Below are 12,725 nucleotides of genomic sequence, written 5' to 3' on the forward strand. Positions count from 1 at the left end.
TCATGCGCTACAGCCTTCTCCATTCGCTCATTTTCTTCATTTGTATGTTCCTTTTGCATTTGTTGGATTACTTTCTTTACTAGCCTTTCCCTCACCTCTCACGCTTTTCATACAAAATTAATACACTATATTTTTCACAAAAAAATTTAAACCGACTATAGCCATACTCTCCTCTCGCTATTTTCCAACTAGATAGACAAATGATTAAGATAATGAATTCACTTCGTCATATGATAAAAGGTAACTAGAAAACAATCGTTTACAGTGATATCTTTACGATCAATCTTCTGATTAAAAGTTACATTAGTAGAATTTTACAATACCACTCTCTATACTTAATAGTAGCTTCTCTAATACTGGAAAGGATGCTCTTTTATGGATCGAATACTAGCAATTAGTGATATACATGGGGAATTAGAACTTTTTGAGGAATTATTATTGAAAGCTAATTATAATACTTTGCAAGATCAGTTATTTTTACTTGGCGACTATATTGACCGAGGACCAGCATCTTGTGGGGTTTTAAACTTAGTGGCGGAATTACAGACAAAAGGTGCACGTGTTCTATTAGGAAATCATGAAGCCATCATGCTTAAAGCTTGTCGCTCTGGTCACCCTAAGCCGTGGAATCATTGGGTTGGACTTTGCGGTGGCGATGCAACACTTGCAAGCTACGGCTATCAATTAGACGATTTTAAGGAAGCCATTGAAAACGATACATTACCTAGCTTTATTCAAACTTTACCAAAGATCGAAGAACATTTACAACTTATCGAAACCTTTGATATTTACATCGAATTAGAGGATGCCATTTTTGTACATGGCGGTGTTGTACCTGGAGTAGCTATGGCAGAAACAGATCCTATGGAGTTTTTATGGATCCGTGAAGAATTTCATGCAGGTTATGAAGGGAGGAAAACTGTAATCTTTGGCCATACACCTACTTATAAACTTCACCAAAATCCAACAGATTACAGTGTCTACTTTGGTGAAAATAATATAATTGGTATTGATGGTGGAGCTGTTTTTGGCGGGCAGTTACATGCATTAGAATGGCCAAGTCGTCAAATAATCTCGGTGGAAAAGGAAAAGCCAACAAGTTAGATTAACCTGTTGGCTTTTCTGCTAAATGAAAGCTTTAATATAATTTAAAAATAACACCTACTAAAGAGTAGACAATAACTGTTGTAAATAAAATTGTCATATGAATAAGTGAGAAAACAAACATTTTTGTTGCCCACTTTGTTTGATCTTTATTACTGTGATAACCGTAGATACTCATAACAAGCCATGCAATACTTAGCAATAGTGCAACAAGCATAATGCCAACACTTAAAGTGCCAAATAAGAAGCTTGATAAAATCAATAAAATTAAATAAAAGTTCGTTTGATAATAAGTACGGCGCATCCCTTTTGCAACTGGAAGCATTGGAACTTTCGCCGCTTCGTAATCAGCGTGCTTACGAATAGCGATGGCATAGAAATGTGGCATTTGCCAAATGACCAGAACGAAAAATAGGCCAAGTATCGCCGGGTGTGTAATATCAGTAGAAACAGCAGCCCAACCAATAAAAGGTGGAATCGCCCCTCCTATACTCCCAACTTCCGTGTTATAAATCGTACGTCGCTTTGTCCACATTGTATAAGGTACTACATATAAAAACACCCCTAAGAGACCAAATGCTGCAGCTAGAGGTGAAGCAAGTGCCAACACAGCTGTCCCGATAATGAGCATGGCAAAAGCTAAAATTAACGCTGATTTAGCGGACATTTCACCTGTTACAGTTGGTCGACTTTGCGTACGAGGCATTACAGCATCGATGTCGCGATCATACACATTATTAAATGCTCCAGCGGCACCAATAACAAGTGCAGAGCCAATTGTCGCGAAAATAATTTCAGGTATATTTTCTACAAAAGTCATTTTATTTTTGTACATACCAAGCGTTAATCCAGCCCACATAGGAATTAAATTGGATTTAATGATTCCCGTTTTCACTGTCTGCGCTAAAATAGTAGAGCGTGTGGACTTCTCCACTGACTTCTTGGAAGACTGTAGTTTAGGCTCCGTTTTTAGATTTTGTTCCATTCATCTTAATTCCTTTTCTCTCTTAATTTCTCACGCTTTACCATTAGAAAGCGACAAATTATTAAAACAATTATACCTCGGCCTAATTGCTCCAGAGGCTTTATGCCAATTGTTGTTAGGTCACTTAGGCAATTTCAAAGGATCTGAAGTTCGTAGCCTAAGTTCCCCTATTCCATCGGGTGCCTAGACACCCTTCGCAAAGTAACTTAAACCACATTCATCTCACCCTCTATAGAGGTAGTAGATTTTTAGTAGGTACTTTGCTTTTATTACCTAAAACATTTGTAACTGCCGTTACACTTTCGTTACCTAAAACACTTGTAACTGCCATTACTTTCGTTACGAAAAATATGTGCTGAAAAAAGTAAACATATCAAAATATTATTCTACCTCTTTTAGATAAAGTCTGTCTCAATGTTCACATAAAGTACATGATTTTCTTTACTCTTTACATTTTCACATAGAGATATACGTTCATTCACAGCATCTTCTATGATACCACCGACTGACATGAATTTGAACCTAATTGACTTGATTCTTAGCATATTACTATTCAAGGAAAACAATCTACTCTATACTAAGGTGTATGTTTTAACTTCTTTCAGCAGGTGTTTGGACACCTGCTGAAAGAAGTTAAAGCCTCCGGCGGATGTCACGGAATCGGAAAGGAGTTCTTTGTGCAAGCACAAAAGCACAAAGCCGATTCTGGACGCAATTATGCCGAGGCATAATTGATTTATATGAAGGAGTGTCTAACACGTGAAATACGGATTTATCGGCCTTGGAAATATGACTACAGCTATTATTAAAGGAATGTGTAAAAGCGGTGATTTTGATCCTACTTTTATTTATGGCTATAATCGTACCAAAGCAAAAACAACAAAATTAACAACCTCTTACGGTATTCAAGCCGCAAGCTCTATTGAAGATATTATGTCAAAATGTGACGTTATTATCCTTGGTGTCAAACCCCAAATGTTACCAGATGTTTTACCAGAGGTGAAAAAACATTTACAAGATAACCACGTAATTGTTTCCATCGCTGCTGGTAAAAATATAACATATTTACAAGGTTACCTATCTGAAGTTACCCCTATTGTTCGTGTAATGCCAAATATTAATGCGCTTATTGGTGCCTCTACAAGCTGCTTTACAGCGAGTGAACAAGTATCAGATGTGCAGCTTCAGCTTGTCAATTCCCTATTTAAAACAGTTGGCACAATTATCGAGGTGCCTGAAAACTTATTTTCTATATTTACAACGATTGGTGGTGCTTCACCAGCATTCACCTACATGTATATTGACGCTTTAGCACGTGCTGCTGTACGTGAAGGGATGCCAAAAGACATGGCGCTTGATATTGCAGCAAATGCAGTACTCGGCAGTGCAAAAATGATTTTACAATCACAAGAACATCCTTGGGCACTTGTAGATCAAGTATGCTCTCCAGGTGGGACAACTATCCAAGGTGTATCTTCATTACAAAGCAATCATTTTGAAACAACGATTCACGATGCAGTAACGGCCGTGACTGACAAAGATCGAAGCTTATCAAAATAACACTTGATTACTACACTAAAAATAAAACGAAACCGAGACATCCTACAATGTCTCGGTTTTCATTTTGTTTAAGGTGTAATTTAAAAGAAATTATAGCTTCTCGGCAAAGTGAGGAGGTGATTTTCATTACGACTGGGCACTTTCCTGGGGGCGTCCGATGAGCCGCTTTACTCGCGATGCTCGCTCCAGAGTCTCGGGCCAACACGATGTTGGTCACGAAGGCGTTATCACAGGATGTGATGGTTTTTAGCCTTCGTTCCTCTATCGCTGGTCCCCAAGTAGTCGCCCAGTCTCCACTCCAATCAACCACTACATATAGCATGTACTTACTGTCATGTAACTATAATTTATAGTGATACTTCGGTCTTGTCTGCATTAAAGCGAAGTGACAGCAACAGTATTTTCTGTGCGAAAGCGCAGTGTTAAACGTAGCGTAGGAACTGCTCAACATATCCCCATAGGAAAATAGCCTTGAACGAATCAACTCATTTTAAAGGTTTTCCTTGACCATTTTGTTTGTCATTGAATATTATCTTGTAATTCCTGTGCTAAAAATGCAGTTAGATCACGTAAATTTTCTGGTGTAACACCGTGACCATCTGGATATTGTTTAAATGTCACAGTAGCACCAAATTGCTCAAACTTTTCTTTACTTTCTACGCCCCATTGTGACGGGATGACATAATCATAATCACCGTGAGAAATAAATGCATGTAAATGATTGACTGGGCGAATTGCATATTCCTCTGTAACGAATTTTGGTGTGTAGCCACTTAATGCTACTATTCCTGTAATTAAATTCCCCATTGCAAAAGCAAGTGACTGTGCTAGAACTGCCCCTTGACTGAATCCAAGTACATACACTTTATGTGGATCAATTTGATATTCAGCAATAGCCTCTAGAACAAATTGTTGTAGAGCCACTAATACTTTATCGAAAACTTCGCGGTCTGGTTTACCGACCTCCTGGATTGTGAAAAAAGCATAGCCAGGCTTTTGCGTAATAGGTCCACGTAAGCTAAATACATGGCATTGCTCTTTAAAGTCCTGTACTAATTGTGGTAAATCGTCTTCATTACTACCCATTCCATGTAATAAAAAAATCGCTGGATATTTTTTATTTGGGTCCATATTCGTTGGTTGTGTATGTTTAAATGTAAACGGTGTATTCATTTTAAAATTCCTTTCAGGTGAACTTAGTGTCACCTTATTATACTGCATAATATATCTAGACAAAAACAGGATTGCTCCGTTATCATAAATAGTTGTTTCTATAGACTTATCACCATAACAATAGAATGATGTCTGTCCAATCGGGCGCTTTCCTAGAGAATACGGTAAGCAGCTTGAGATACGATGCTTTTATGTACAAATACTCGACAAAAGCACATGATGGTCACGAATGCGTTTTAAAGTTTTACTTTATTAATAATCCCATCAGTATGATAAGCAATATAGCCGTTAATTATGCGAATCGTTTCTTGTGGATCTGCGTTAAATAGCGCTTTTGATTGCTCCGGTGTTGAGACAAGTACTGTTAGTAAATCTACGCGCATGGAATGTCCAGCAGAGCTATACGCATAATCGTAAACAATATCTTCCTCTGTCATATTTTCTGTCACATACTGCTTATGAAACAATTCCTTAGCGGCATCCATTTGTTCCGCGACCTGCTGACGAATACGCATTTGATGCATCAATAGCTCTTCCTCAAGTACCGTGGTCTTTAACCACTCTCTCTTTTCGAGCATCTTCATTAATTCTTTTTCCCAAACTTGCTCATTTTCAGCAAAATACAGCATATTCATCATTAACATATCCCAAAAATCAACCTGAGATTGTGCTGATTTACGCTGCATCTCTATTGTCGCTTTAAAGTGCTCTTCAACCTTCGTAATATTCATGTTGCGCACTAAATGATTACATACATTTTCAATCAATTTATTTGCCGTTTCTTGTGCCATCAAAAAACCCGTCCTTTATATCTACAAATCATTTCCTCCCTATCATACCATGATTGTAGAATATAAAGAAACGGTTAACGTTAGGTCTGCAATGTATGCTCACCTTGTACTTTAGACGCAGAAATTGAATCTAAAATATTTTTCGCATCATTGTGAAGCGTTTGGTAGTTCTCCTGTAATGTTCTTGGAGATACAGGTTTACTAAATAAGAAGCCCTGTATAGTATCACACTGGCTTGCTACTAGATATGATAGCTGTTCTATCTCTTCAATTCCTTCTGCGACTACCTTTAACTGTAGATGCTTGGCCATAGAGAGAATCATGTCAACTAATGCTTTATCTGTAGAGTTCGATTGTATTTTCTGAACGAAAGACCTGTCAATTTTTAAGCAATCTATAGGGAAATCCTTTAAATAAGATAATGAAGAATAGCCTGTTCCAAAATCATCTACCGCGATCGTAACGCCAAGTGCCTTCAATTTGTGTAAGATCGTCGTCATATGATCAATATTGATCGTCATACTTTCTGTTATTTCGAGTTGCAAATATTTGGGCTCTAATTGTGTTTTCTCAAGAACATTATGAATTATTTCAACTAAATTTTGCTGAAAAAGTTGACCTAACGACAGATTGACCGCTACTTTAATCGGTGGCAATCCAGCAGCTTCCCATCTCTTTACTTGTTGACAGGCTGTTTCTAGTACCCATTGTCCGATAGGAATAATTAATCCAGATTCCTCTGCAATTGGAATAAAGACTCCCGGCGAAATCCACCCCTTCTTTGGATGCTGCCATCTAACTAAAGCCTCTACTGACTTAATTTGACCCGTACGTAAATCAAGCTGCGGTTGATATTCTAAAAAAAGCTCTTGATTTGCTAAAGCATCATGTAAATCATTTTCTAATAAAAGACGTTCAGTCGTTTCTTTAGAGATTGAAGACTCATAAAATCGTATACGAGTTGGCGTTTTTTGCGCTTCATGCATAGCATAAAGTGCAAATCTAATAAGCTCCTCTTCCCTAAAAGAATCTGTTGGAAATAAAGCGATACCAATATTTAATTGACTATTTAAAGAAAAATGTTGTATTTGGAATGATTCTTCCATGGCAACTTGAAGTTGTTGACTAAGCTGCGTCAATTGATGGGTATTGCTGACTTCATCAATATATACGACGAAATAGTCTTCTCTCAGCATGCATAGTAAATGCTTCTCCGGTAAAACATTTTTCAATCTTTGCGCGATTAAGCCTATCATTTGGTCTGCATATGTACTACCTAAAGACGCTTTAATCGCAGTTATTCTTTCTATACCGATTGCAAGTATTGCCTTTTGTGATTTGGATATGTATAAATCTTTTTTTAAAGTTTCCATTAAAAAACGCTTATTTGGCAAATTTGTAATCTCATTATGGTAAGCCATGAAATGCATTTTTTCACGAGATTCTTCTAAATGCTTTTGTGTATCGATTAACTGCTGAAAAGGTTTTTCGATCGATGAAAAATAAATTGCTCTAAATAAAAGATAAGAAGCACCTAACTCAAGAATATGTCCAATGAAGTTTTTAATATCATAAACATCTTGATAAATTGTATAAAGAAAATCGCTCATTATTAAATAAATAGAACTACCAAACAATAAAAATGCGATTTTAGGAGCTTTTTCAAAATTTTTAAGCAACAGGACCATAATCACTAAATGTATCGCTACAGCTATATATTGCAAAGTATTTTTTAAAACAGTAGGACCTTCACTTTCTATCAAAAGTGGTGGCAATATAGGTGTCGGGGCATAGATGACTACAAAACAAACAGTGATTATTAGAAACGGCAAGCTATAAATAAACCAACGATAAATTGATTTTATTTCCTTCTCCTTTATAAATAATATAATGAGAAAACCAATCGATAATAGTAATCGACAAAACATGTAAAACCATGTTGATGCATACGGCGTACTTTCAGTAATGAAAAATGGCATTCCTTTATAGGAAAGTGCATGAGCCATTTCTAATAAGCTAATTGTTAAAAATAATGCCCCAACATAGAGGACTCTATTCGATAAAATATAAGGTGTAATTAACCATGTCTGAATAGAAATAGACATTGTCACTACAGTAATAAGCATTTCCATCATTAAATGAATCGTTACATAATTGTTCTCTCCAAATATCCCATAAAATTTATCACTACCCAAACCAATTACAATTAATAAAATCAGTGATAATAGGACAAATTGAATGCCCTGCTTCACAAATGAAAAATCCTCATTAAATTTCCACATCTTAACTCCCTTCTTAAGCTCTAAATAATTTCCTCCATCTACTGTTTTATTGATGGTTTTAGGATAATTATACTATAAAGTTATTACGAATAATAAACTTTTTAACCAAAAGAAGAATGAAAATTCAGGACTAAATCATAAAATAAAGTAAAACTTTAATCAGCAAAAAGGGTTCTTCATCCTACACCGATTATTACCGGACTTTTTCAGTATAAAAAGTATCGCCACAAAAACATGTGTTGAATGAAAGGAAAAAAGATGCCTCATCTTTTGAGACATCTTCTATTTGCTATGAAAATACATAACTATCCATATTATCTATTGTATTTTGGATAGCAGCTTTCAAGGACCGCTGATGCTCGGCACAAGCCGCGAGTGACTCCTCCAATGTAATCGCAGCATTTGCCATAAACGGTGCCATCTGCAAATCCTTCGCTAATTGTATAAGAACAAGTGCTTTATTCCATTTCCAACGCGCATTATTTGGATCTAAGTTAATAGCTTGCTCTAAGTAGCCAAGTGCATCGAATGGCATCCATCCAAAGCGGTGCATCGTTTGACCTGTGATCCCCCAATATAACGCCTTGTTAGGGTTTTCTTTTACTGCTTGTTTAAAACAATGAACACTCTCGTTGTAATGATGTGCAAACAAAAACAGTTCACCCTGTGTAAAAAATGAATTGGCCCTTTCATTCGGAGTGCCTGTTGTCGCTATCTCCTCTAGTTCTTTAATACGATTTGAAAACTCTCCTTCATCTTTTATCGCACGAATTTCGACGACGGTATCCGATTCAGGATAACTTTCATCTGCTCGTTCTGCATGTTGGGTTTCCACAAACAGCGTAGGTTTTGGATAGCTCGCAAAATCATACTCTTCTAATAATTCAATATATTTATTAGCTAACTTTTTCTCATTTTCATTAGTAACTTGCTTAGCCACCTCATAGCACTTCATTAGCTCACCATTATAAAAATAATCATCCATTGTCATTCATTATTCCTCCAATGTACAACTCTTCAGTATATTTAGTATACACTACAAAATCAATTATGCCTCGACATAATTGATTCCATAATCGGTTGGAGGCTTTAACTTCTTTCAACAATAGAGGTAGAGGACTTCAGTAACTGCCGCTTCACTTTGCTACAAAAAGCACTTCCTATAAAAAAAGACTGATCAAAAATAACTTTTGATACAGTCACAGCTTTACTTATTTTTTTAATACTTCTTTAGTTAAAAATGCACGTAAATCTTTTTCTGGTAAGGCACCTACAAAACGATTAACTTCTTTACCACCTTCAAAGCGAATAAAAGTTGGTGTCGATTTAAAATTGTATTTATTCCATAACTCATCGTACTCATATACATTTAATTGTGCAATTTCAACACCAAGCTCTTTAGCAATCGGCATTAACTCAGGTGTAAAAGCTTTACAGTGCACACAAATAGGACTGAAGAAATAAGCATTTACATCTTCACCTGCTTTTAATTTTTTTTCAAGTTCGTCTGGCAACATAATATTTTGGTAATTTTCATCATCCAATTGATCAATTGTTTCTTGTTTTAGTTCTTTGTCGCCATAAAGTTTCTCTGCGTTTTCTAATTTGCTATTGTTCGAGACTTTTGTTAGCACAATAATTACTGCAAATAACAAAACAATTACTGAGCCAATAATTAGTAGTTTTTTCACGAGAATGTATTCCTCCCTTTCCACACTAAAAAACCCTATTTTTAGTGTATTCGCGATTGATTATAAATGGTTTTTAAATCCTAGTAAACTAATTAGTCTTTAAATATGAGTTTTTTCATAATTCAAACATAATTCGCTCCAAATTTGGAAACATACATATAACATCTATAATGCTCAATACGAATGTGGAGTGGATAAATAAAATGAAACACACTATCCGAAATATTTTTCAAATTTATAAAGGTGATATCCATAATATTTTAACAAACTGGGTAGTTGCTGTCATTATTGGTGGGCTCATTTTTTTACCTTCTCTTTATGCGTGGCTTAATATCTACGCCTCTATGGATCCCTATGCCCATACTGCCAACATGAAAATCGCAGTTGTCAACGAAGACACAGGTGCGAATGTTAGAGGAGAAGATATTAATGTTGGTAACGAGGTAGTAGACAATTTAAGTACCAATCAAAACTTTACTTGGGAGTTTACGTCTCATGACCAAGCTATAAATAACTTGAAAAATGGGGACTATTTTGCGGTTATAGTTGTCCCTAGTGATTTTTCACAAAAGTTGACCTCCATACTGTCAAATGTGCCTACAAAAGCGCATATCGATTATTATGTAAATGAAAAAATCAATCCAATCGCTCCTAAAATCACAAGTAAAGGTGCCAGTGGCCTTACGCAACAAGTATCTAATGAGTTTATTTCAACTGTCAGCGGAACACTTTTCTCTATTTTTAATACGGTCGGTGTTGAGATGGAACGGGAAATTCCAGACTTTAGAAAATTTGAGAATTATATTTTTACAATCGAACATCATCTCCCAGATATCGAAACATATTTAGCGCAAGCTGCTAAAGGTGGAAAAGAAGCTGAGACATTACTAAACCACACAATTACCCAAGTTCCCGAAGTTGAGAAATTAACGAATGATGGTCTAACAACGATCCATCGAGGTTTAAATTTGATCAATGAAGCTGATACATTGTTCAATGAGCTATCCCCTATCATCAAAAAAGATTTAGAAGCAGTACAAAATATTGCTCAACGATTTACAGATATAATAGGGAAGCTTCAAAATGCGAATGTAGATTCAGCTACTATTGCGCAAATAAAAGATACAATTAAAAACCAGCTAGATGCATCACGTGAGAAAGTAACTTCTAGCATCCAAACAATTGAAGCGCTTCAAAAATTAACACAAGCTGATGCTTCGACTCGTAAACAGCTTGAAAACAAGATTCAAAATATCCAGACCGCACTACAGCAAAGTAATTCTGAAGATGTGAAGACTTTACTAACTAACAATAAAATAATTCAACAACTTGAAACTATACGTGGAGATTTACAGGCAAACCCTAGTTTTACTGATTATTCTTTTAGCTCTCTAACCGCTTTAAATCAGTTGAATACATTACTAACGGACATCTCAAGTAAAGTACAGCAGTTAAATACGATAGATGTCGAAACGATAAAAAAAGACCTTGCTGATGTGCAAAGCGTTGCGCAAAATGTTTCTAACAATCTGCAGCAATTCCTTACTCATTATAACGATCAGTTAGAGCCACAAATTCATACGACGTTAGCTTCTGCCAAAAATACATTAACAAATGCATCAACAATGCTTACGAATGTAAAAAGTTTTCTGCCTCAAGCAACAGATCGTTTAACAAATGCTAAAAATATGTTAGCAACTGCTAATAAGACGCTTGGTACAGTACAAACGAATTTCCCTGCTTTAAGTACAAAAATTAAGGACCTTGCAGACAAGCTGAGAACATTAGAAAGTGAAGCTGATATTTCAGAAATCGTTCAATTATTGAAAAACGACGTTAATGCAGAACGAGATTTCTTTGAGGAACCTATTAAGCTTCAGGAACATAGAATGTTTCCAATTGCTAATTATGGAACAGCTATGACACCGTTTTACACTGTACTTTCCATCTGGGTTGGTTGTTTATTATTAATTTCTCTTCTATCTGTAAATATTCACAATAATGATCATTACAGTATTCGCCAAGTTTACTTTGGACGTTTATTAACATTTGCAACTTTTTCATTTATTCAAACGCTCATTATTACAATTGGAGATATTATTATTTTAAACGGGTCCATTAGCGCCCCTTATTTCTTTATTCCATTTGGGCTATTTATTAGCTTAGTGTTCGTAACGATTGTCTATACACTAGTATCCGTATTCGGAAATGTCGGAAAGGCTTTAGCCATTGTCATGTTAGTACTGCAAATTGCCGGTTCTGGTGGCACATATCCAGTAGAATTACTACCAAGATTTTTCCAAATTATAAATCCATTTCTTCCTTTCACTTATGCTATTGAAATGATGCGCGAGGCAGTTGGTGGTATTATTTGGTCAAAGGTATGGGTTGATCTAGCCTTCTTATCTTTCTTCTGGCTCATTTTTATTCTATTTGGTTTCTTCTTGAAAAAATTACTGAGTGAGAAAATGGAACATTTCATGAACAAAACACGCGGATCAGATATATTTCATTAATTTCCACTCGCCTCTTTGTAAATATTTCAACGAACAATGTTATAATGGGAGTATTGTAAACATATAGGAGGCGCTTTTGTTGAAAAAACTTCTTTCTATTTTTGCTTTGTCGTTATTAGTGTTAAGTGCTTGTGGTGAAGATAAACAAGCTGTTGAAAAAAATCAGAATGAAGCACAAAAAGAAGCTTCACACGAAGAACATGCACATGCTTCTGGAGATATTCAGGAGGAAACTACATCAGCGGATGTTTTACCATCATTTTTAAACAATAAATCAGAAGATATTCGCTTAGTGTATCAAATCGCTGGACAATCTACAGAAATTTTAGAGTGGATGCCCTGCTATTGTGGCTGTGGCGAATCAGCTGGACATAAAAGCAATTTAAACTGCTTTATTGAAGAAAAACGAGAGGATGGAACAATTGTCTGGGATGATCACGGTACCCGTTGTCTTGTTTGCCTAGAAATTGCTGTACAGTCTGCAAAGATGCATAAAGATGGTATGGACATCAAAGAAATTCGTCAAACAATTGATAATAACTATAAAGAAGGCTATGCAAAACCAACTCCGACTGACATGCCTGCTTAATAACAAAAAACTCATCGTTATGATGAGTTTTTTG

At 35.8% G+C, this 12,725-nt stretch carries 10 protein-coding genes; 4 read left to right on the forward strand and 6 right to left on the reverse strand.

Annotation, left to right across the window (positions count from 1 at the left end):
- The first annotated feature begins 375 nt into the window (after window positions 1–375).
- Window positions 376–1,104, forward strand: a complete 729-nt coding sequence (locus ABE34_RS15305; RefSeq protein WP_197143371.1) for a metallophosphoesterase — start codon at window positions 376–378, stop codon at window positions 1,102–1,104.
- Between the two features lie 34 nt (window positions 1,105–1,138).
- Here ABE34_RS15305 and cyoE read toward each other — a convergent pair whose 3' ends face one another.
- Window positions 1,139–2,089: a heme o synthase gene (gene cyoE, locus ABE34_RS15310; RefSeq protein ID WP_197143372.1), complete on the reverse strand. Its 951-nt coding sequence runs from the start codon at window positions 2,087–2,089 to the stop codon at window positions 1,139–1,141.
- Between the two features lie 759 nt (window positions 2,090–2,848).
- On the opposite strand from cyoE, the gene proC reads away from it, so the two are divergent.
- Complete coding sequence (proC, locus tag ABE34_RS15315; protein ID WP_197143373.1) at window positions 2,849–3,649, forward strand: pyrroline-5-carboxylate reductase; 801 nt, start codon at window positions 2,849–2,851, stop codon at window positions 3,647–3,649.
- A gap of 519 nt (window positions 3,650–4,168) precedes the next feature.
- Here the strand turns inward: proC and ABE34_RS15320 are convergent.
- The 5 genes from ABE34_RS15320 to ABE34_RS15340 all read right to left on the reverse strand — a co-directional run bounded on the left by ABE34_RS15320 (window position 4,169) and on the right by ABE34_RS15340 (window position 9,586).
- Window positions 4,169–4,822 carry an alpha/beta hydrolase gene (locus ABE34_RS15320; RefSeq protein WP_197143428.1) on the reverse strand — a complete coding sequence of 218 codons (654 nt, stop codon included), beginning with the start codon at window positions 4,820–4,822 and terminating at the stop codon, window positions 4,169–4,171.
- Window positions 4,823–5,058: 236 nt separating this feature from the next.
- Window positions 5,059–5,613, reverse strand: coding sequence for a hypothetical protein (locus tag ABE34_RS15325; protein WP_197143374.1), 555 nt, complete (start codon window positions 5,611–5,613; stop codon window positions 5,059–5,061).
- A gap of 80 nt (window positions 5,614–5,693) precedes the next feature.
- Window positions 5,694–7,895, reverse strand: coding sequence for a bifunctional diguanylate cyclase/phosphodiesterase (locus ABE34_RS15330; protein WP_197143375.1), 2,202 nt, complete (start codon window positions 7,893–7,895; stop codon window positions 5,694–5,696).
- A gap of 289 nt (window positions 7,896–8,184) precedes the next feature.
- A complete protein-coding gene (locus tag ABE34_RS15335; RefSeq protein ID WP_197143376.1) occupies window positions 8,185–8,886 on the reverse strand; it encodes an O-linked GlcNAc transferase in 702 nt (233 codons plus the stop codon).
- Between the two features lie 220 nt (window positions 8,887–9,106).
- Window positions 9,107–9,586, reverse strand: a complete 480-nt coding sequence (locus ABE34_RS15340; protein WP_197143377.1) for a thioredoxin domain-containing protein — start codon at window positions 9,584–9,586, stop codon at window positions 9,107–9,109.
- A gap of 203 nt (window positions 9,587–9,789) precedes the next feature.
- On the opposite strand from ABE34_RS15340, the gene ABE34_RS15345 reads away from it, so the two are divergent.
- Window positions 9,790–12,102, forward strand: a complete 2,313-nt coding sequence (locus ABE34_RS15345) for a YhgE/Pip domain-containing protein (RefSeq protein ID WP_197143378.1) — start codon at window positions 9,790–9,792, stop codon at window positions 12,100–12,102.
- A 79-nt stretch (window positions 12,103–12,181) separates the two neighbouring features.
- On the forward strand, window positions 12,182–12,691 hold the full coding sequence (locus ABE34_RS15350) for a PCYCGC motif-containing (lipo)protein (RefSeq protein ID WP_197143379.1): 510 nt from the start codon (window positions 12,182–12,184) through the stop codon (window positions 12,689–12,691).
- Window positions 12,692–12,725: the final 34 nt, after the last annotated feature.

The sequence above is a fragment of the Lysinibacillus sphaericus genome (genome assembly GCF_015844675.1).
In the GTDB taxonomy this organism is placed as follows: Bacteria; Bacillota; Bacilli; order Bacillales_A; family Planococcaceae; genus Lysinibacillus; species Lysinibacillus sphaericus_E.

Coding starts and splice junctions, on each gene's coding strand:
- ABE34_RS15305 (WP_197143371.1), top strand. CDS start 376: ATGGATCGAATACTAGCAATTAGTGATATACATGGGGAATTAGAACTT.
- cyoE (WP_197143372.1), bottom strand. CDS start 2,089: ATGGAACAAAATCTAAAAACGGAGCCTAAACTACAGTCTTCCAAGAAG.
- ABE34_RS15320 (WP_197143428.1), bottom strand. CDS start 4,822: ATGAATACACCGTTTACATTTAAACATACACAACCAACGAATATGGAC.
- ABE34_RS15325 (WP_197143374.1), bottom strand. CDS start 5,613: ATGGCACAAGAAACGGCAAATAAATTGATTGAAAATGTATGTAATCAT.
- ABE34_RS15330 (WP_197143375.1), bottom strand. CDS start 7,895: ATGTGGAAATTTAATGAGGATTTTTCATTTGTGAAGCAGGGCATTCAA.
- ABE34_RS15335 (WP_197143376.1), bottom strand. CDS start 8,886: ATGACAATGGATGATTATTTTTATAATGGTGAGCTAATGAAGTGCTAT.
- ABE34_RS15345 (WP_197143378.1), top strand. CDS start 9,790: ATGAAACACACTATCCGAAATATTTTTCAAATTTATAAAGGTGATATC.